This is a genomic window from Bacteroides sp. CAG:633 (assembly GCF_000435115.1).
Taxonomy (GTDB): Bacteria; Bacteroidota; Bacteroidia; order Bacteroidales; family Bacteroidaceae; genus Bacteroides; species Bacteroides ndongoniae.
The window spans coordinates 1-20,851 of record NZ_FR883024.1 but is presented as its reverse complement, the minus strand read 5'-3'; the positions used below and the strand labels follow the sequence as shown (position 1 = coordinate 20,851).

Here is a 20,851-nt window from a genome sequence, read left to right as displayed (position 1 = left end):
TTGAAAATTCAACCCTCATTTCTCAACCACTCCAAGCCAGTCCATAAATTCCTTACGCTCGTTCTTCTCTAACTTGACCTGCCCGTCCGGGTAATTCTCGGACATATAACGGTAGGCTTCGCTGTCATCATACTCCTCCGCTTTTTTGTCGAGCAGATTTTCTATCAGTTTCTTCAGGTTTGTGCCCTGACGTGCAGCCATGACTGAAAGAACCTTAAACGTGTCCTCCTTCAGGTCGATAATCTTTTTCTTGTATGTTACTGTTGCTTCCATTATTTCGTCTTTTTTGCAAATATATAAAATATATACGATATATATGATATATATTGCTTTTCTTTTAAGGTGTTCCCGTCAGGTTGGACTTTCCGCTGCAATCTTTAACGCATAATTTACCTACCCCTCTAAGGCATCAATAAAAAGGTGGTCCATTTCACCTGCTTGCGAGGCAAAGTTTCACCGTAACCTTTTGAGGATAAAACATTTGCAGTGAAAGATAATTAAAATAAAGCAGATGAACAACGGTGTTTTCATTGAATGAGCGTGAAACTTATATTTCACCATATTCATCTGATTATCAGCACAGATATCTCCAGGTGAAAGCGTGAACCCAATTTCTCCTTTTCTCTTATTTATCTGTGTAAATCCACCCATTCTGCGTTGTTCGCATATCTATCCTTCACCCGCGTTATTCATTTTAATCATTCATTTTTCATTTTCAAAGTGCCACTTGACGCTCGTAACTACCTACTTTAGCCAGACAACATCGGTAGTTAGCCAACCTAACAAACAATGCTGCCGAATGTGACAAGCAATGTCGCCGAGTTTCACAAGCAATCCCGTCAGGTTTTGCCTGCAAAGTCCACGAGTATTGTCTGCAAAGCCCACGAGTATTGCAAGTGTTGCTCGCGAGCCGTACAAGTGTCGCTCGTGAGCCGTGCAAGTGTCGCTCATGAGCCATGCAAGTATCACTCATGCCTACCGCATAGCAACGTACTTCCTGCCTGTATCGCGTAAGAGTTTGTGTTCTTCAGCCTCTCCTTTCAGCAGTTCGCCTGGATGTATAAAACCACCATCCATCTATACATATTGTTAATTTCAGCCAAAATACATCTACAAAACAAAAAAACTCTTATTTTTAAGTCCAATAAACATTTCAAGAAGGTGAATCCTTAATTAATTGAGAGCGTTAATAATGAATGCCGCCAACCTGAATAAAACAGTACGTTATATGAAAAAACACAAGACTATACTCCCCGCTTACCACAACCTATGGAAACTGCTATGCCTATCCGCCTATCTGTTGGCTACAATGTACCTGCAAAGCTGCATCAATCGTCCCTCCTCTTATACTTGCGACCTGGATGCACTTGAAACGACACCGATTGCCTACAAGTCTTCTATCTACAAGAACGTAAAATTAGTTTTCCTCGACAGTTATCCACCTATTTCCTCCATCAAGAAAATGCTGGAAAACGAAGGGAACCTATACATTCTGGATACGGACAACCACCTGCATGCCTTCACCAACACCGGCAAATACCTGCACACGATAGGCGCAACCGACACAGACTTTGAAAAATACAAGAAAATTTCCGATTTCACGATAGCCTCTGAAGACAACTGTATCTATGCGATAGATACCGGAGCTCAAGCCATTCATACGTACGACCTGCTTACCGGACATTTTATTGAGTCCAAAAAACTGGACGACACACATTATCGAAGCCAGTACATAGCCTATGCCGAAGGCTTTCTCTACACCGATTTACTTCCCTTGCATGGTGGAAAACACTTGCTCCGTCGGTTGGGCCGGACAGCCAAAGAAGCTGATACATACCTGTTGCAGCAGGAAACAAACAACCTGACAAGCAAATATCAGCAAACATCCTCACCCTTTTTCCATGCTTCACATGGCGGGTTTTACTTCATACCCCCACTTTGCAATATTATTTTTGAACTGAAAAAAGAGAAAATCAACCCATTTCTGACAGTAAACAGCAAAAACTTTAGCGATAAAACCAGCCTCCCCCAATCTGCCGGCAAGGACGAAGAACAATCAAACCTTTCCAATAGAATTCATTACATCTACAATTGCATAGTCAACAGTCATCTTGTGTCTTTCAGTTATCTGCAAGAAAACACGCCAGCCACCGTCGTGAAAATGAAAGACAGCCCAAACATACTGAAAACCGACATGCTGACAGATGATCTGTTATTCAAGAAAGAAAACGTCGTTTACCTTCCCTTACACTATGCAACGACTAACTTCAACGGCGATTATTATTATCTGAATCCTCCGGGCGTCTCAATGCTGAAGGAATATGCCGATGCCGGTTATTTACTTTCCGACAGCAAAACCGACAGCAACAACAACCTTGCAGAAGAATTGCGCCCTATAATATTGTATTATACCTATAAGTAAATAGAAAATTAACACTCCCCCTGCCACGAATTAATTGGCGAAATATTTCTTTATTCAACAAGAATTGCCTTACTTTGTACTGTTTTATCCCCTTACGAGGAGTTTTATACCAACATTAATAAAAATAGTTATGAAGATTTCACACATTGAACATCTGGGCATCGCCGTAAAAAGCATCGAAGAAGCCCTTCCGTACTACGAAAATGTATTAGGTCTGAAGTGTTACAACATCGAAACAGTAGAAGACCAAAAAGTTAGAACTGCTTTTCTGAAAGTGGGTGACGTAAAAATAGAATTGCTCGAACCGACAAGCCCCGAAAGCACCATCGCCAAATTCATCGAGAAGAACAATGGCAACGGTGGTATGCACCACTTGGCATTTGCCATCGAAGACGGCGTAGCCAACGCATTGGCTTCGGCTGAAGCTGCCGGAATCCGTCTTATCGACAAAGCTCCGCGCAAAGGTGCAGAAGGCCTGAACATCGCTTTCCTCCACCCGAAATCAACACTGGGTGTACTGACTGAATTATGCGAAAAGCCTGAATAAACAAGGACGGATGTCTTTTCTGATTCCAAAGGGAATATCCGGACGATAGGAAATCTAAAAAAACAACTAGCCTTTTCCACCTTCCGGACTTTGGAATCAGAAAAAAGCATCCAGTCCAACTTTTCCTGTAAACATCGAAATTCCCAACTCTGAATCAGAAAATCAGAAAAATATTTAAATTCTAAAATTTATCAAAATGAGTAACCAGCTTGAAAAGATTAAAGAGCTTATTGAACTTCGTGCTCAGGCTCGTTTAGGTGGTGGCGAAAAGGCTATTGAGAAACAACATGCCAAAGGCAAATATACAGCCCGCGAGCGTATAGCCCAACTGCTTGACGAAGGCAGTTTCGAAGAAATGGATATGTTCGTAAAACACAGATGTACCAACTTCGGACAGGACAAAAAACACTTCTTGGGCGACGGTGTCGTAACCGGTTGCGGAACCATCGAAGGACGTTTGGTATACGTATTCGCACAGGACTTCACTGTATTCGGCGGTTCATTGTCTGAAACAATGGCACAGAAAATCTGTAAGGTAATGGATATGGCCATGAAGATGGGCGCTCCTGTTATCGGAATCAACGACTCGGGTGGTGCACGTATCCAGGAAGGTATCAACGCCTTGGCCGGATATGCTGAAATCTTCCAACGCAACATTATGGCTTCGGGTGTTATCCCGCAGATCTCCGGTATCTTTGGTCCTTGCGCCGGTGGTGCCGTTTACTCACCTGCCCTGACCGACTTTACTCTGATGACTGAAGGTACTTCTTACATGTTCCTGACAGGTCCTGCTGTAGTTAAGACTGTAACAGGCGAAGACGTAACTCAGGAAGACCTCGGTGGTGCCAGCGTACACGCTTCCAAGTCTGGTGTTACTCACTTCACTGCAGCAACAGGCGAAGAAGGTCTGGCCATCATCCGCAAGCTGTTGAGCTACATTCCCCAGAACAACCTGGAAGAAGCTCCTATCGTAGCCTGCACCGACCCGATCGATCGTCTGGAAGACTCACTGAACGAAATTATCCCCGATAACCCGAACAAGCCGTACGATATGTACGAAGTAATCGGTGCCATCATCGACAACGGCGAATTCCTCGAAGTACAAAAGGATTACGCCAAGAACCTGATTATCGGTTTCGCCCGCATGAACGGACAGTCAGTAGGTATTGTTGCCAACCAGCCTAAATATCTGGCAGGTGTGCTCGACTGCAACGCTTCACGTAAAGGCGCACGTTTCGTACGCTTCTGCGATGCCTTCAACATTCCTTTGGTAACACTGGTCGACGTACCGGGATTCTTGCCGGGTACAGGACAGGAATACAACGCTGTCATCCTGCACGGAGCCAAGTTGCTGTATGCCTACGGCGAAGCTACAGTGCCCAAAGTTACCGTAACATTGCGTAAGTCTTACGGTGGTTCTCACATCGTGATGAGCTGTAAGCAGCTGCGTGGCGACATCAACTACGCATGGCCTACTGCCGAAATCGCCGTTATGGGTGGCGCAGGTGCCGTTGCCGTATTGTATGCCAAGGAAGCCAAGGAGCACGAAAATCCTGCTCAATTCCTTGCAGAAAAAGAAGCCGAATATACCAAGCTGTTCGCCAACCCGTACAATGCAGCCAAGTATGGTTACATCGACGACGTTATCGAACCGCGCAACACTCGTTTCCGCGTTATTCGCGCTTTGCAACAGTTGCAAACTAAGAAACTGACTAACCCTGCCAAGAAGCACGGTAATATTCCACTTTAACAAAATCTTCCGATTATGAACAAAAAGAAAATAGGAATACTTATCGCAGCGTTCATGACAGTTTGCGGCGGTGCTTTTGCACAAAGTGCCAGTAGCCTCTGCATCAACGAAGTATTGGTGAACAACAAAGACAACTTCCAGGACGATTATGGCAAGCATAACGCATGGATCGAGATCTTTAACACCTCGTTCGCCACAGTTGATATCCGCAACTGCTATCTGACCAACGATAAGAGAGTATTGGATAAAAGCCTGTCGGCACCCGAACGTGCTGCCATGATGTATCCGATACCCAAGGGAGACGTATTGACCAAGATTCCTCCCCGTCAGCACCTGCTCTTCTGGGCAGACAACGAACCCAAGCGTGGCAACTTCCACCTGAACTTCAAGCTCGATTCTGTTGGTCCGAACTGGATCGCCCTGTACGATGCCAACGGAACTACTTTGCTCGACTCAATCACTATCCCCGCCAATATCCCGGTAGACTGCTCCTACGGTCTGGTAGTAGATGGAGTAAAGGAGAGCGGATGGACAGTCATGGGAATCAACGGCCACTACGTGACACCCAGTACCAACAACAAGACGCTTGACTCCAACGAGAAAATCGATGGCTTCAAGATGAAAGACCCTGTGGGAGTAGGTATGGCAATCATGGCTATGCTTGTTGTGTTCTCTGGTTTGATCCTGCTGTATATTGCCTTCAAGATTGTGGGCAACATTGGTGCAGGCTTCATCAAGCGCAATGCCATGCGTGCACACGGCATTACCGACAAACAGGAAGCCAAGGAAAAAGCCATCGGAACTGAATCAGGAGAAATATTTGCTGCCATCGCCATGGCATTGCACGAGTATCAGGACAATGTACATGACATCGAAGACACCATCCTTACTATTAATAAGGTAAAACGCAACTATTCTCCTTGGAATTCGAAGATCTATACATTGCGTCAAACGCCGCATAAGTAAATCAATACTTACCATAAAAACTAAAGAAAAATGAAACAATATAAGTATAAAATCAATGGTAACCTCTATAACGTTACTGTTAATGATGTAGAAGACAACATTGCACGTGTAGAGGTCAACGGTACTCCCTACAACGTAGAGTTGGACAAGCCCCTGAAAGTTGCTCCCAAACCTATTGTTCGCCCGGCTGCTGCACCTAAGACCGCTACCGGAGCACCTGTCGTTTCACGTCCGGCCGCTCCTGCCAAGAACAGCGGCGTGAAGTCTCCGCTGCCAGGTGTTATTCTCGACATCAAAGTGAAAGAAGGCGACATGGTGAAGAAAGGACAGGTAATCGTTATCCTGGAAGCCATGAAGATGGAAAACAACATCAATGCCGACAGAGACGGAAAAGTTACTGCAATCAAAGTTAACAAAGGTGATTCTGTTCTCGAAGGAACGGATTTAATTATAATCGAATAAGTTTATGGAAGAAGTAAGCTTTTTATCATTTATTGGCGATAACCTGGTCGACTTCTGGGGGTATACGGGATTTGCGAATGCAACTTCCGGACACCTTATCATGATCTTGGTAGGTTTGTTCTTCTTGTTCCTGGCTATCAAGAAGAATTTTGAGCCGATGCTGCTGATTCCTATCGGATTCGGTATTCTGATCGGTAATATCCCGTTCAAGATTGACGCCGGCCTCGAAGTAGGTATCTACGAAGAAGGCTCTGTGCTCAACATCTTGTATCAGGGTGTAAAGACTGGCTGGTATCCGCCGTTGGTATTCCTCGGTATTGGTGCCATGACCGACTTCTCTGCACTGATATCCAACCCGAAACTGATGCTGGTAGGTGCTGCCGCCCAGTTCGGTATCTTTGGTGCCTATATGATTGCCCTTGCATTGGGATTCGAGCCTAACCAGGCTGCCGGTATCGCCATCATCGGTGGCGCCGACGGTCCGACGGCTATCTTCCTTTCTTCCAAGCTGGCTCCCAACCTGATGGGTGCTATTGCCGTATCAGCCTACTCGTACATGGCGCTCGTACCTATCATACAGCCGCCTATCATGCGTTTGCTGACTACCAAGAAGGAAAAACTGATCCGTATGAAACCGGCTCGTGCCGTATCTCATACCGAAAAGATCATGTTCCCCATCATCGGTCTGTTGCTTACCTGCTTCCTGGTACCGTCTGGTCTGCCTCTGCTGGGTATGCTGTTCTTCGGTAACCTGCTGAAGGAAAGTGGCGTTACACGTCGTCTGGCCGAAACAGCCAGCGGTCCGTTGACGGATGCTATCACTATCCTGCTGGGTGTAACGGTAGGTGCTTCTACTCAGGCTTCCGAGTTCCTGACACTGAACACTATCTTCATCTTCTTCCTGGGATTCTGTGCATTCATCATCGCCAGCGCTTCAGGTGTGTTGTTCGTCAAGTTCTTCAACCTGTTCCTGAGAAAGGGTAATAAGATCAATCCGCTTATCGGTAATGCCGGTGTATCTGCCGTTCCGATGTCGGCACGTATCTCGCAGAATGTCGGTCTGGAATACGACCCGACCAACTACCTGCTGATGCACGCCATGGGTCCGAACGTAGCCGGTGTAATCGGTTCGGCCGTAGCAGCCGGTGTGTTGCTGGGATTCCTTATCTAATCAGTAGAGATTATCCGGAAATCTTTTCCGGATCGGAACATAAGTGTTGCACACACTACAGACGCCTTTCCGCCAACCTGCGGAAGGGCGTCTTCTTTTTTACCGTTACCCCACTGCCGGACAAATGTTTTCCCTTTCCATAGCCGTTCCGTCAGCAGCCTCCTAAAAACACAGCCTTTTTTTCCCAGTTAGGGAAAAATTCCTGCCCAGTTAGAGAAAAATTTTTTCCCAGTTAGGCAATTATTCTCCCCCAACTGACTACGAAACAGCGCACTTCCCTTCCCACCCTGTTCGCAACTGAAGCATACACGTACAAACAATAGTTAAAATATACAAAGTGTATACTACGATAATATCGTAATCGATTTATATTTATTATATTGCAACAGTTTTACGATCAACCATTTTAATTCATCACATGAAAAAGGTCCTTATTTACCTGCTTCTATCCGCTTTCACTCCATTCCTGAAAGCACAACAAGTACAGTCCATCCAGGAAGCGATGGCCAACTACGATTATGAAAATGCACTGACCCTCATTGCACACGAAGATTCGCTCACCGTTCCCCTGCTTTATCAGAAAGGAAGGGCACTGAAAGGTCTCGGAAGAAACGCCGAAGCACTGGACGTATTCCGACTGCTCACCGTACAGGACTCACTCAACCCACGGGCTTACATCGAGGCTGGCGAATGTTACAAGACACTGGGCAAGTTCCAGCCCGCCCTGCAATGCTACCGCCGCGTACTCGATCTGAAGCCCGACCATAAATATGCCCATATTCAGTACATCGGCCAGCTGCTGAACCTACAGAAGTATCAGGAAGCCTTAGGCGAAAGCACCTCACTGGCCGAGCAAGACAGTTCTGCCACCATACTCCACCTGAAAGCACAAAGCATGGAAGGGCTCTACACCGACCCTAACATCCTGATAGGTGCCTATATGGAGATAAACGACCGCTATCCCGATGACTACCTCGCCGCCTCGAAGCTGGCAAGCCTGTACATTCAGAACAATTACTACGACTATGCCATCGAGACCTGCGAAGACTACCGGAAAACAGACACGACCAATGTCACCATCAACCGTCTGGAAGCCCAAGCCTACTGTCTGAACAAAGAATATGCCAAGGCTTTGGAACGCTACCTCCCGTTGCTGGCTCAGGGAGACAGCTCCTTCTACAACTGCTATTACGCAGGCATCAGCCACTATGCCCTGAACCAGCCCTACGAAGCTCACGACCTGCTACAAGCAGCCCGCAAACTGGCTCCCGAGCACGTTGACCTGCTCTACTACCTGGGGAAAGCCTGTTCCAAAACGCTATGGAAGGAGAAAGGGGTGGAATATCTGGAAGACGCCATCAGCCTGGCATTTCCCAAAGACAGTGTCGTGGCAAGACTTTATGACGGCCTGGCCGACTGCTGTCGGGAAGCCGGCGAAACACGCAAGCAGATCAAGGCATTGATGCAGCAATACAAATACGCACCACAAGCCCACAACCTGCTCTACAAGGCAGCATTCGCATCGTACTACCATCTGAAGGATATGAACGAAACCGAAAAGTATCTGGAAGCCTACCTCAAGACACGCCCCCAAGACAGCAAGAACAAGCCACAGGAAATGACCGAGGACGGCGACATCGTCATCAACGAGGATAATCGCTACAATGCTGCCGAAGCATGGCTGAATGACTTGCGGAAAAGGAAGAAAGTAGAGAATTTCTTCCAGGGCAGCCAGAAAGGAAAGTGACAAACCCACCGAAAAGCAAACGTTTGCATAATAAATCAGGACAGAATTGGCGGAGAACCTAAATGTTTCTCCGCCAATTGTCTTATATTAGCCGCACAAAAATCAACCGTAAAATTACTATCATGAAAAAGAAAGTATTCTCGCTTCTAGGAGGCGTACTGCTCTCGCTTGGTACATACGCTTCACCCAACATCGACAAGATTGATCCACCCTTCTGGTATGCAGGCATGCAGAATCCCGAACTGCAGCTGATGGTCTATGGCGAAGGCATCGGCGATTCCCGCGTCACCGTAGATTATCCGGGCGTATCGCTAAGCAGCATCGTCAAGCTGGAGAGTGATAACTACCTGCTGGTCTATCTGAAACTGGACAAGGACGTACAGCCCGGCAAGATTCCCCTGACTTTTGTACAAGGCAAGAAGAAAACCGTACAGGAATACGAACTGAAGGCACGCGCCATGAAAGGATGCGAACATAAAGGCTTCGACGCTTCGGACGCCCTTTACCTGTTGATGCCCGACCGCTTTGCCAACGGCAATCCGGACAACGACCAGGTAGAAGGCATGCTCGACGCCAAAGTAGACCGCAACGACCCGAATGCCCGTCACGGAGGCGACCTGGCCGGCATCGAACAGCATCTGGACTACTTCACCGACCTGGGTGTAACCGCTCTGTGGTTTACCCCCGTATTGGAGAACAACATGCAGGGGGGTAGCTACCACGGCTATGCCACTACCGATTACTATAAGGTAGATCCGCGCTTCGGTACCAACGAAGAATACCGCCAGCTGATAGAGAAAGCCCACCAGCGCGACATCAAAGTGGTGATGGACATGATCTTCAACCACTGCGGTGTAGACCATGTGTGGATCAAGGACATGCCGTCGAAGGACTGGTTCAACAACTCCGACTACCAGAACAACTTTGTACAGACTTCCTTCAAGCTCACATCGCACGTCGATCCTTATACTTCGAAGTACGACTTCGACCAAATGAACGATGGATGGTTCGTTCCGACCATGCCCGATCTGAACCAGAAGAACCCACACGTACTGAGATACCTCATCCAAAACAGTTTCTGGTGGATTGAATATGCCAACATCGACGGCATCCGCATGGACACCTATCCTTACGCCGACTACGACGGCATGAGCCAGTGGATGAAGGAACTGAACGAAGAGTACCCCAACTACAACACGGTGGGCGAAACGTGGGTCACCGAACCTGCCTATACCGCCTGGTGGCAGAAAGACTCCAAGCTGTCTGCTCCGAAGAACAGCAACCTGAAGACGGTGATGGACTTCAGCTTCTACGACAAGATCAACATTGCCAAGAACGAGCAGACCGAAACCTGGTTCAAAGGTCTGGACCGCATATATGGTAATTTTGTATACGACTTCCTCTACCCCAACCCTGCCAGTGTATTGGCTTTCATCGAAAACCACGACACCGACCGCTTCCTGGGCGAAGGACAGAACCTGGCCATGCTGAAGCAGGCCACTACGCTGCTGCTCACCACACGCCGCATCCCGCAGCTGTACTACGGCACGGAAATCATGATGAACGGTGTAAAGACCAAGAGCGACGGATACGTGCGTTGCGACTTCCCCGGCGGATGGGCAGGCGACAAGCAGAATGCCTTTACGGCAGAAGGACGCACCGAATTGCAGAACGAATGCTACAACTTCTATAAGACCATCCTGAACTGGCGCAAGGGCAACCACGTGATTGCCAAAGGCAGCATGACACAGTTCATGGTGCAGAACGGCGTCTATGCATACGCCCGCCAATACGAAGGAAAGACCGTATTCGTGATGCTGAACGGAACGGACAGCGAAACAACCCTGCCACTGAAGTTCTACAAGGAAATCCTGAAAGACACCAAACAGGGTAAGGACATTCTGACGGGACGTACCATCAGCTTCACCGAAGACCTGAAGATGGCAGCCCGCGAATCGCTGGTCATCGAACTGTAAGAGATAACAAACCGAAAAAAGGCACTGTGCCAGAACGTAGCACAGTGCCTTTTTTTATGCTCATACCGCCCGTCAGCAACAGCAGTCCATCTCGTGGCAGACGCCTCCCGCCGTCTCACACTCTATCGTGCAGTGCGATATGCCATTCTTCCGGAAGGTTTCCTTCAAGTTGTTCTTGATGCACTCCATGGCCGAAAGGTCGTTCATCACAATGTGCAGTGTGGCCGCATTTTCTGTCGTACTGATGGCCCACACGTGCAGATGATGCCAGCTTTCCACACCCTGCGTCCCGCCAATCTCTTTTTTCAGCTTCTCGATATCGATTTCTACAGGCACCGCATCGAGCGAAAGAAACAGACTCTCCTTAAGTAAGCGGTAAGTCGATATCAGAATAATAGCTGCAATCGCCAGGCTGACCGCCGAATCAATCCACACCCAACCGGTGAAACTGATGATGACGCCCGAAACAACGACTCCGACCGACACCAGCGTATCCATAAGCATGTGCAAGAAGGCTCCGTTGACATTGAGGTCGGTCTTGCGGTCCTTCATCAGCAGCCAGGTGGTCAGACCGTTGACCACAATACCTGCGCCGGCAGTCCAACCGATGGCTTCGCCCGACACTTCGGCGGCATTCCGAAAGCGGTAAATGCTTTCGATGATGATGGCTCCCACTGCCACCAGCAGGATGACAGCATTCAGCAGCGAGATGAGTATGGTGGCCTTCTTATAACCATAAGTAAAGTGGGCATTGGCCGGACGGCGGGCCAGGCGGAACGCGACAAGGGCCAGCATCAGGCTGAACACATCGCTCAGATTGTGTCCGGCATCCGAAAGCAATCCCAACGAGTTAAAGAAAAAGCCTACAAAAGCCTCGATAAAGACAAACAACAGATTCAACGCTATACAGACGATAAAAACTTTGTAAAGCGAATCGGTCACAGCATGTGGCTCGTGATGGTGGTGATGATGATGGTGATGGGCATGTTCTTCCATAATGCACAGTTTTGTTTAACTCACACTGCAAAGATACACTTTCCTCCATACAGATGTATGCCGGGAAGTGCATATTTAAACCTATTTCAGACTGCCGGACGATGTCCGCCACATCCTGCTTTGCTACACCGGAAACTGTACCTGTCATCGGCCTCATCATCCGGCATCGCAGGAAATGCCCCTAAAGGAGGAGATAAGAAATCTGCATGATTCTTTTGAATTAAGCCGGATTGTCAATATCTTAGCACGCACAATAAGGTACACCTGACCGGAATTGCCGGACTGATGCAACCGTAAGCCACAGTGAATCATGAACTATCTATCAAAACTACACCAACGTTGGCAACACTTCCTGCACAACGACGAACTGAAGCAGAAAATCTACTCCATCGTATTCGAGTCGGACACGCCTAAGGGCAAGATGTTCGACATTGTCCTGATAGGCAGCATTCTGCTCAGTGTATTGCTGGTGATACTCGAAAGCATGCACATCTTCCCCCACTCCGCTTACCTCGTACTGAGGGTGCTGGAGTATCTGCTGACCGTATTCTTCACCATCGAATACCTAGCGCGTATCTACTGCCTGAAACAACCACGTAAGTACGTCTTCAGCTTCTTCGGCATCGTCGATCTGCTGGCCACGCTGCCGGTCTACCTGAGTTTCTTCCTGCACGGGTCGCACTATCTGCTGGTCATCCGGGCTTTCCGCCTCATCCGTGTCTTCCGCATCTTCAAGCTCTTTACCTTCATCAACGAGGGCAACTTGCTGCTGCGGTCGCTGTGGATCAGTGCCCCGAAGATTATGATATTCTTCTTTTTCGTACTGATATTGGTCACTTCGATGGGCACGGTAATGTACATGATCGAGGGTTCGGAAGACGGCTCCGGCTTCAACAACATCCCCAACAGTATCTATTGGGCCATTGTCACCATGACGACAGTAGGCTATGGCGACATCACCCCGGTTACTCCCGTAGGACGTTTCCTTTCGGCCGTCATCATGCTCATCGGCTACACCATCATTGCCGTACCTACAGGCATCGTATCGGCCACGATGGTCAGCGAGCACAAAAAGCTGGAGAAGCGCCGATGTCCGCGGTGCAACCGCGAGGGTCACGACTTCGAAGCCCAGTATTGCAAATACTGCGGTGCCAAACTGAAGAAAGAAAAGACTGAAGAGCCCGCCAACGAACGGCGCGACGATGAACGTTTCTAAGGCCAACAGCGTATGAGACAAGACCGAATTGTAGAACTATACCGCGGCGAGCTTTGGGAATGCCAGCTGCTGGAAAGCATCCTGAAGGACGAAGGCATCGACTGCTTCCTGACCAACAGTGTGCGTAGTGGTTATGCCCCTATCATCGCAGCGGCCCAACAAGTGCAAATCATGATCCGCGAATCAGACCTGCCGCGTGCTGGGGAAATACTGGAAGCATTCAGACGTAACAATCAAGAGTAATACACTAATTAAACATAGCATTATGAAAGGAAAACTGATTTTCATTACCGGTGCCACCAGTGGAATCGGTGAAGGATGTGCCCGCAAGTTTGCGGCTATGGGAAGCAACCTGATACTGAACGGAAGGAACACCGAAAAGCTGAAGGCCCTGAAACAGGAACTCACGGCACAAGGCGTGGAAGTGCTCACACTGCCCTTCGACGTGCGCGACCGCCAAGCCATGCGCCAAGCTGTAGACTCCCTCGAAGGCCGTTGGAAGGACATCGACGTGCTGGTGAACAACGCCGGACTGGTCATCGGCATGGACAAGGAACACGAAGGTTCGCTGGACGAATGGGACGTAGTCATCGACACCAACATCAAAGCCCTGCTGGCCATGACGCGCATGATAGTGCCTGGCATGGTAGAGCGCGGACGCGGACACATTATCAACATCGGCTCCATTGCAGGCGATGCAGCCTATGCCGGAGGCAGCGTCTATTGCGCCACGAAGGCTGCCGTCAAAGCACTGTCCGACGGACTGCGCATCGACCTGGTGGACACGCCCCTGCGGGTGACAAACATCAAGCCTGGCATGGTGGAAACCAATTTCTCCGTGATCCGCTTCCGCGGCGACAAGCAGAAAGCCGACAACGTGTACGACGGCATCCGTCCGCTGACGGGCGACGACATTGCCGACGTAGTCTATTATGCCGCCTCGGCCCCTGAGCACATGCAGATAGCCGAAGTGCTGGTGATGCCTACCTATCAGGCTACGGGAACCATCTGCCACCGGCAGAAATAAGAGTACAATAAACTACATAAATATTACATTTTAGTTATTTTCATTACCCATGAAAACAAATACACTTGAAACTTCACGCCTCGTCCTCCGCCCGTGGAACGAAGATGATGCCCCTTCACTGTACCGATATGCCTGCCACCCGGATATAGGTCCGATTGCCGGATGGCCACCGCATACATCAATAGAAAACAGTCTTGAAATCATCCGTACCATCTTCTCTGCTCCCGAAACTTACGCTGTTGTGTTAAAGGCCACTGGTGAGCCTGTAGGCAGTGTTGGCATCATGTTCAGTGACGGTATGCACAGCGCCACAATGGAACAAGGCGATGCCGAAATCGGATACTGGATAGGGGTACCTTATTGGGGACAGGGGCTGATACCTGAAGCTGTACGTAGTTTACTACACCGTTGTTTTGAAGAACTTAACATACAGACTGTCTGGTGTGGTTATTATGACGGTAATATAAAGTCGTGCCGCGTCATGCAAAAATGTGGATTTACTTTTCACCACACCGAAACTGGAAAAATATCACCGTTGGGCGATGTCCGCACCGAACATTTCATGCGGATGACAAAAGAAGAATGGAATACCCTCAATAACATAAATCTCCCATCCGAAACTTCTAATCATCCCTTATTATGACCGAACTCCGCCAAATCCCCAACGTAGGTGCGCAGACCGAGCAAGACCTGATTGCCATGGGCTACACCACCATCGCCTCCCTGCGCGGCAAGCGGGCAGAAGAGCTTTATGCCGAAGAATGCCGGCTGCGCGGTTGCCTGATAGACCGCTGCCAGCTCTATCTGTACCGCGCCGTAGAATACTTTGTCAATGCCGAAAATCCCGACCCCGACAAATGCAAATGGTGGTTGTGGAAAGATGAATTTGTCGAACCCTCGCCCTGCGGAGCCGTATGTACAGAATGCGGCAACTTCCCTACTGCATGCAGCGGATGCCGGAAGATTCGCGGCAAGGTATTCTGGCTGCGGTATACGGACCACGATGTCTGCCCCATCTACCAATGCTGCCGCGAGAAAAGAAAAAAGAACTGCGGTGGCTGCCCCGAACTGCCTTGCCACCGCTTCATGAAAGACCCCACCCTGACGGACGAGGAGAACAATGCCCACCTGAACAGGATGCTGGAACGCCTGCAGGAAGCGGCGAAGAAATAAAGAAATCACCTTTCTGGAAGGTATAAAAGAAAAGTTACTTATCTTTATCCACCATTTCAACAGACTAAAGATGAAGAACCAGCCTTGCACCATCCGTTCCCTGCTTCCGGAAGAAACCCACTTGCTGAGCGACTTCCTTTACGAAGCCATCTACCTGCCCGAAGGTACTCCTCCTCCGCCTCGCAGTGTCATCCAGCTGCCCGAGCTGCAAGTCTACATCCAAGACTTCGGCACCCAACCCGACGACCACTGCCTGGTGGCCGAAGCTTCGGGTAAAGTTGTCGGTGCCGTCTGGGTTCGACAGATGAACGACTACGGGCACGTGGACGGGCATACTCCCTCGCTCGCCATCTCCCTCTACAAAGACTTTCGGGGGCATGGCATCGGTACCCGCCTGATGAAAGGAATGCTCGACCTGCTGCACGGCAAAAGCTATCGGCTAGTGTCGCTCTCGGTACAGAAGGCTAATCCTGCCGTCCACCTCTACACAAAGCTCGGCTTTGAAGCAGTGAAGGAGACGGAAGAAGAATATATTATGGTATGTAACTTATCAACGCACCCACTTATGAAAACCTCGCATCGCAACCAAACGGTCTCTCCCGCCATCACCTTCCGACCCGCCACCACGGCCGACATACCCGAACTGAAAAGCCTTTTCTGCAACACCGTACTGACAGTCAATGCCCGCGACTATACCACTGAGGAAGTAGCCGACTGGGCATCATGCGCCGACCGGCCCGGCCACTGGGAGGAACTGCTTGCCAGCCTGCACTTCATCGCTGCCTGCGATGCCGAAGGGCGCATCGTTGGCTTTACTTCCATCCGCAACGATGGCTACCTGCACTCCATGTTCATCCACAAGGATCATCAGGGAGAAGGCATCGCTACCGCCCTGCTGCAACAGATAGAAGCCTACGCCACGGAGCACGGTATCCGCGAAATAACCTCCGAAGTAAGTATCACTGCCCGTCCCTTCTTCGAGCATCGGGGCTATGCCGTCGAACGTGAACAACGCGCACAGGCCAACCGCCTGCAATTGACCAACTATGTAATGAGGAAAGTCCTGCCTACCTCTCTGGCTACTCAAACGGAGAATAAGCAACAGATTGCACAACAATCAAGCTGTGTCACGCCCCGATTCCGCCTGCGGCCGTGGAAAGCATCTGATGTGTCTTCATTGGCAAAATACCTGAACAACAAGAAGATTTGGGATAACTGCCGCGACAGTCTCCCCTTCCCTTATACGGAAGCAGATGCCCACTCTTTTATCGACTATGCAACAAGCCGACAAGAGCCCGGCGAATACTGCATCGAAATAAACGGTGAAGCTGCCGGAAATATCAGCTTTATGCGGGGAACAGATGTGGAACGCTTCAATGCCGAAGCCGGTTATTGGCTGGCAGAGCCCTTCTGGAACCAAGGCATCGCCAGCGAGGCCCTGCGCGAAGCCTTGCGACATTATTTGGCTGCGACAGACGTCGTCCGTATCTTTGCCAACGTGTATGAAAGCAACATCGCCTCCATGCGGGTACTCGAAAAAGTCGGTTTCCGTAAGGTCGGCATTCTCCGCAACGCCTGTTTCAAGAACGGCTGCTTTGTAGATGCCCACTATTTTGAACTGCTGAAAGAAGAGTTTGTATGAACATCCAACTCATCCCCACCGACAAGAAACGCTTCCTCTCCCTCCTGCTGCTTGCCGACGAGCAGGAGTCTATGATCGACCGCTACTTGGAGCGGGGAGATTTGTTCGTCATGTTCGACACTGAAGCAATCCCCATCTCCGTAGCCGTTGTGACGGACGAGGGAAACGGAGTCCGCGAACTGAAGAACTTGGCCGTTGCACCTGCCTGCCAGCGCAAAGGGTATGGCCAGCAAATGGTGGAATACCTTTGCCGATACTATGCCGACGTATGCCACACACTACTCGTCGGTACGGGCGAAAGCAGGCAAACTCTCAGCTTTTACGAAAGCTGTGGCTTTACTTATTCGCATACCGTCGCCGACTTCTTTACCCGCAATTACGACCATCCGATTGTGGAAGACGGGAAGGTACTGAAAGACATGATTTACTTGCGGAAAAGCCTGATTGAATTTCGCAACTTTTCCCTTTCTGAACGCACCGACGACCTTATACATACTTTAACCGGATTATGGGATGCATCGGTACGGGCAAGTCACCATTTCCTGACCGAGGAAGACATCCTGCAGCTCAACCCGTTTGTAGATGAAGCCATCCGAGGCATTACTACTCTGATTGTATCGTATCAAGGCAGCCTACCGGTTGCTTTCCTGGGCATCGAAGGAAAAAAAATAGAAATGCTATTCGTTTCTCCCAACTGTTTCGGGAAAGGAATAGGTAAACAGCTTGTCCGCACAGCCATCGAACATTATCACATACGCTATGTAGACGTAAACGAGCAGAATCCCCAAGCCGAAGGTTTCTACCGACATCTGGGTTTCCACACCTTTGAGCGAACCGAAACCGACGAACAAGGCAATCCGTTTCCTATCCTAAGAATGAAACTCGAAACAAGCGACAGCTATTTTATAGCTACCGAATGACATCTGCCCCAAGAAATTTTTTACATTTGCAGGTGGAAGAAGTAATTCATCCACGACATATTAAGTAAATATCATTTTATGGAACTATCAGATTGGTTCAAAGGATTTGAAAAAGGAATTGCCCGACTATCGCCTGAACAAAGAGAAGCCTTCTTTTCGGAATGTGGCAATAATTGCGTGAAAAGCGATGTTTCCACTCCTCTACTTTGCGAGTGTTCCAAACAAAGCATCCTCTACGTCTTACGATCATTATGGAAAGACAAAACGTTTCGAGTAACAATTTGCGAATCTATTTTACGAGAAAATCAGCATTGCGTCATGCAAATTGAAGCTAAAGATCATGGAAATACATAATCTGCTACAAGTAAAGTCGAGAACAGAGCTACGCGAATGGCTCATACAAAACCACAATAAGGAAGCAGAATGCTGGGTGGTGGTGAAACGCGGAAGACCTACAGACGATGAAACCTTCTGGTATATTGATGCTGTAGAAGAAGCTTTATGCTTTGGTTGGATAGACAGCACAACCAAGAAGATATCTGACGACATAACGGCTCAACGACTTTGTCCCAGAACTCCCCGAAGCAATTGGTCAGAGCTCAATAAAGAAAGATGTCGCAGAATGGAACGCCTTGGACTGATGACCGATGCAGGAAAAGCTGTTCTGCCGGACATGTCGCCTCAAGGCTTTAGCATAGACAAGGATATTTTGCAGAAATTAAAATCCGACCCAATAGTATGGCACAACTTCTGTCAGTTTCCGGATTTATATAAACGCGTAAGAATAGATACCATTCAAATAAAACGACGCCAACCAGAACTTTTTGAAAGTCGCTTAAACAAATTCATAGAGAACACCCGAAAAGGTTTGCTCTATGGAGAATGGAATGATAACGGGAGGCTAACCACGCCCCACCCCACAAAGAATCCCTAACCGAAAGAAACAATGAAACAGACCGGACAATCGACATTCGAGAAGGTATATCAGATGCCTCTAGGCAAAGTATACCCGCTACTGGTGAACAAAGCCACACGCAAAGGACGCACCCGCGAAGAAGTAGACGAGATAATCTGCTGGCTGACCGGATACAGCCCCCTGCAACTGGCAGAGCTGCTGAGCCAGCCTACCACTTACAGCGACTTTTTCCGCAACGCCCCGGCTCCCAACCCTGCCCGCAAACTGATTACGGGAAGCATCTGCGGCATCCGGGTGGAAGAAATTCAGGAACCGCTGATGCAGGAAATACGTTACCTGGACAAGCTGGTGGACGAACTGGCCAAAGGCAAACCAATGGAAAAGATTTTAAGAAACTCATAACACACATCAACCAACCATGAACAGAATCATTATCGTAACGGGCGGAGCCGGTGGCATCGGCCGTTGCATTGTAGAACATTTTGCAGCAGAAGGCGACCAGGTTTACTTCATCGACATCGACCGCGAGGTGACCCTCGACCAAGTAGAACGAATGCACCAGCTGGGCTATAGAGTGACCGGCTTTGTAGGCGACGTGGCCGACAGGCAGGCATTGGAAGACTTCGCCAGCCTGATACTCGAAGAGCAACCCCAAGGCATCCATTGCCTCATCAACAACGCCTGCCTGACGAACGGAGGCATCCTGACCGACTGCGACTACGACGAATTCCTCTACATTCAGCGCGTGGGCGTGGTGGCTCCTTACATGCTGGCCAAGCTCTTCAGAGACCACTTCTGCGGCATAGGGTCCATCGTGAACATCTCTTCGACCCGTGCCTTCCAGTCGCAACCCAACACCGAGAGCTATACGGCGGCCAAGGGTGGCATTACGGCACTGACGCACGCACTGGCCATCAGTCTGTCAGGCGTGGCGCGCGTCAATTCGGTAGCGCCCGGCTGGATAGACACCGGTAACTACCACGGCGACCCGAACCAACCCTACACTCCCTTCTACAGCAAGGGCGACATCGACCAGCATCCATCCGGCCGTGTAGGCGAACCGGAGGACATAGCCCGCGTGGTAGCTTTCCTGTGCGACGAGCGCAACTCGTTCATCAACGGCGAGAACATCACCGTGGACGGAGGCATGAGCCGTCTGATGATTTACCACAACGATTACGGTTGGAAGTATCAGCCCACAAAGTTACCCATATACGAATATTTGTTTCCAAATGACCAAGAATAAGCCTTTTCGCTGACACCCGCTTTTCACAGCCAGCCGGAAATAGGGACAAAAACAGCCAAAAACCACCTTGCCGAGGGGAACAACGCTTGCATTTCTCGGCAACAACGCTTGTGTTGCTCGCAAAGATTGCTTGTTTCCGTCCGCAACAAGGCTTGTTATCTGTCCCAAAAAGGCTTGTTTTCTGCCAAAAGAAGGGGAGTTTCCGACGCAAAAGCCTCAGCTTTGCCACGGAAACTCCCCTTTTCTGCTCTGCGGAGCGCCCGCGGGCTCCCTTTTTCTTCTATTTCATTTGTAAGTATTTCGCTATCGTTCTGTCTGTAAGGCAGAAGCGTGCCTTGCGTTTCGATTTTCGGCACCGGCCTTTCCCTTGGCCCGAAACAGACGATTCTCAGGCGGTCTGGAAATCAAAGTGTCATTTTGACAAAACGGTCGGTTCCCCTGTCGGCCTTACTCCTTCGCCGGAATCTCGGGAATGTAGAGATAGCTGTCGTACCGGCCTCCGGTGTAGATGCAATGCCTTCCCACGTTGTGCGTAGCGGGCGACGTGACCACTTCGGCGGGGTCGGCACACTCGTCGGCATTGCCGCCCAGCGTTATCATCTCCGGTTGCTGGCCGGGCATGTAGGTAAAGCCTTCCTTGGGCACAGTGATCTGTGCCGAGCCGAAAGGTATGG

22 protein-coding genes and 3 pseudogenes are annotated in these 20,851 nt (G+C 49.3%); 22 read left to right on the top strand and 3 right to left on the bottom strand.

The genetic code is table 11. The features are described 5' to 3' along the window. Positions 1 to 15 precede the first annotated feature (15 nt). The gene (locus tag QVP67_RS04015; RefSeq protein ID WP_022162265.1) at positions 16 to 273 is read right to left on the bottom strand and encodes a hypothetical protein; all 258 of its coding nucleotides are present in this window, start codon (positions 271 to 273) and stop codon (positions 16 to 18) included. Positions 274 to 1,228: 955 nt separating this feature from the next. Here QVP67_RS04015 and QVP67_RS04010 point away from each other — a divergent pair. The 8 genes from QVP67_RS04010 (at position 1,229) to QVP67_RS03975 (ending at position 11,041) form a co-directional block, all read left to right on the top strand. Further along, entirely contained in the window at positions 1,229 to 2,422 is a 1,194-nt protein-coding gene (locus tag QVP67_RS04010; RefSeq protein WP_288179884.1) for a 6-bladed beta-propeller, read from the top strand. Positions 2,423 to 2,552: 130 nt separating this feature from the next. Further along, positions 2,553 to 2,969 carry a methylmalonyl-CoA epimerase gene (gene mce, locus QVP67_RS04005; protein ID WP_021847717.1) on the top strand — a complete coding sequence of 139 codons (417 nt, stop codon included), beginning with the start codon at positions 2,553 to 2,555 and terminating at the stop codon, positions 2,967 to 2,969. Positions 2,970 to 3,165: 196 nt separating this feature from the next. Further along, positions 3,166 to 4,719 carry an acyl-CoA carboxylase subunit beta gene (locus tag QVP67_RS04000; RefSeq protein ID WP_022162262.1) on the top strand — a complete coding sequence of 518 codons (1,554 nt, stop codon included), beginning with the start codon at positions 3,166 to 3,168 and terminating at the stop codon, positions 4,717 to 4,719. Between the two features lie 15 nt (positions 4,720 to 4,734). After that, positions 4,735 to 5,685, top strand: coding sequence for an OadG family transporter subunit (locus QVP67_RS03995; RefSeq protein WP_022162261.1), 951 nt, complete (start codon positions 4,735 to 4,737; stop codon positions 5,683 to 5,685). A 30-nt stretch (positions 5,686 to 5,715) separates the two neighbouring features. Beyond that, a complete protein-coding gene (locus tag QVP67_RS03990; RefSeq protein ID WP_022162260.1) occupies positions 5,716 to 6,147 on the top strand; it encodes an acetyl-CoA carboxylase biotin carboxyl carrier protein in 432 nt (143 codons plus the stop codon). A 4-nt stretch (positions 6,148 to 6,151) separates the two neighbouring features. Then, positions 6,152 to 7,318 carry a sodium ion-translocating decarboxylase subunit beta gene (locus QVP67_RS03985; RefSeq protein WP_022162259.1) on the top strand — a complete coding sequence of 389 codons (1,167 nt, stop codon included), beginning with the start codon at positions 6,152 to 6,154 and terminating at the stop codon, positions 7,316 to 7,318. A gap of 418 nt (positions 7,319 to 7,736) precedes the next feature. Further along, positions 7,737 to 9,065: a tetratricopeptide repeat protein gene (locus tag QVP67_RS03980; RefSeq protein WP_022162258.1), complete on the top strand. Its 1,329-nt coding sequence runs from the start codon at positions 7,737 to 7,739 to the stop codon at positions 9,063 to 9,065. A gap of 122 nt (positions 9,066 to 9,187) precedes the next feature. Then, positions 9,188 to 11,041: a glycoside hydrolase family 13 protein gene (locus QVP67_RS03975; protein ID WP_022162257.1), complete on the top strand. Its 1,854-nt coding sequence runs from the start codon at positions 9,188 to 9,190 to the stop codon at positions 11,039 to 11,041. A gap of 72 nt (positions 11,042 to 11,113) precedes the next feature. Here QVP67_RS03975 and QVP67_RS03970 read toward each other — a convergent pair whose 3' ends face one another. Beyond that, the gene (locus tag QVP67_RS03970; protein WP_022162256.1) at positions 11,114 to 12,037 is read right to left on the bottom strand and encodes a cation diffusion facilitator family transporter; all 924 of its coding nucleotides are present in this window, start codon (positions 12,035 to 12,037) and stop codon (positions 11,114 to 11,116) included. A 310-nt stretch (positions 12,038 to 12,347) separates the two neighbouring features. Here QVP67_RS03970 and QVP67_RS03965 point away from each other — a divergent pair, with 310 nt between their 5' ends. From QVP67_RS03965 to QVP67_RS03900, 14 genes and pseudogenes are all read left to right on the top strand, one after another. After that, positions 12,348 to 13,253, top strand: a complete 906-nt coding sequence (locus tag QVP67_RS03965) for an ion transporter (RefSeq protein WP_022162255.1) — start codon at positions 12,348 to 12,350, stop codon at positions 13,251 to 13,253. 12 nt (positions 13,254 to 13,265) lie between these two features. After that, positions 13,266 to 13,496 (top strand): putative signal transducing protein, encoded by a 231-nt coding sequence (locus QVP67_RS03960; RefSeq protein WP_022162254.1) that lies wholly within the window; start codon positions 13,266 to 13,268, stop codon positions 13,494 to 13,496. A 22-nt stretch (positions 13,497 to 13,518) separates the two neighbouring features. Next, positions 13,519 to 14,280 (top strand): SDR family NAD(P)-dependent oxidoreductase, encoded by a 762-nt coding sequence (locus tag QVP67_RS03955; RefSeq protein WP_022162253.1) that lies wholly within the window; start codon positions 13,519 to 13,521, stop codon positions 14,278 to 14,280. Positions 14,281 to 14,329: 49 nt separating this feature from the next. Then, positions 14,330 to 14,923, top strand: coding sequence for a GNAT family N-acetyltransferase (locus QVP67_RS03950; protein WP_022162252.1), 594 nt, complete (start codon positions 14,330 to 14,332; stop codon positions 14,921 to 14,923). After that, positions 14,920 to 15,453 (top strand): helix-hairpin-helix domain-containing protein, encoded by a 534-nt coding sequence (locus QVP67_RS03945; protein WP_022162251.1) that lies wholly within the window; start codon positions 14,920 to 14,922, stop codon positions 15,451 to 15,453. The genes QVP67_RS03950 and QVP67_RS03945 overlap by 4 nt, the downstream gene beginning before the upstream one ends. Before the next feature lie 70 nt (positions 15,454 to 15,523). Then, positions 15,524 to 15,970: pseudogene (locus tag QVP67_RS03940) on the top strand (GNAT family N-acetyltransferase); the annotation flags it as partial. Positions 15,971 to 16,018: 48 nt separating this feature from the next. Next, positions 16,019 to 16,519, top strand: a pseudogene (locus QVP67_RS03935) (GNAT family N-acetyltransferase); the annotation flags it as partial. A gap of 39 nt (positions 16,520 to 16,558) precedes the next feature. Continuing rightward, positions 16,559 to 17,095, top strand: coding sequence for a GNAT family N-acetyltransferase (locus tag QVP67_RS03930; protein WP_288179888.1), 537 nt, complete (start codon positions 16,559 to 16,561; stop codon positions 17,093 to 17,095). Next, positions 17,092 to 17,538, top strand: a pseudogene (locus QVP67_RS03925) (GNAT family N-acetyltransferase); the annotation flags it as partial. The gene QVP67_RS03930 and the pseudogene QVP67_RS03925, both read left to right, overlap by 4 nt. Continuing rightward, positions 17,515 to 18,015 (top strand): GNAT family N-acetyltransferase, encoded by a 501-nt coding sequence (locus tag QVP67_RS03920; protein WP_288179887.1) that lies wholly within the window; start codon positions 17,515 to 17,517, stop codon positions 18,013 to 18,015. The pseudogene QVP67_RS03925 and the gene QVP67_RS03920, both read left to right, overlap by 24 nt. 78 nt (positions 18,016 to 18,093) lie before the next feature. Then, positions 18,094 to 18,369, top strand: coding sequence for a hypothetical protein (locus tag QVP67_RS03915; RefSeq protein ID WP_022162248.1), 276 nt, complete (start codon positions 18,094 to 18,096; stop codon positions 18,367 to 18,369). Continuing rightward, complete coding sequence (locus QVP67_RS03910) at positions 18,356 to 18,949, top strand: YdeI/OmpD-associated family protein (RefSeq protein WP_022162247.1); 594 nt, start codon at positions 18,356 to 18,358, stop codon at positions 18,947 to 18,949. The genes QVP67_RS03915 and QVP67_RS03910 overlap by 14 nt, the downstream gene beginning before the upstream one ends. Positions 18,950 to 18,961: 12 nt before the next feature. Continuing rightward, a complete protein-coding gene (locus QVP67_RS03905; RefSeq protein ID WP_022162246.1) occupies positions 18,962 to 19,333 on the top strand; it encodes a DUF2200 domain-containing protein in 372 nt (123 codons plus the stop codon). A gap of 16 nt (positions 19,334 to 19,349) precedes the next feature. Then, positions 19,350 to 20,177 (top strand): SDR family oxidoreductase, encoded by an 828-nt coding sequence (locus QVP67_RS03900; protein ID WP_022162245.1) that lies wholly within the window; start codon positions 19,350 to 19,352, stop codon positions 20,175 to 20,177. 447 nt (positions 20,178 to 20,624) lie between these two features. Here QVP67_RS03900 and QVP67_RS03895 read toward each other — a convergent pair. Then, on the bottom strand, positions 20,625 to 20,851 hold a 227-nt coding region (locus tag QVP67_RS03895), incomplete at its 5' end, for a hypothetical protein (RefSeq protein WP_288179883.1).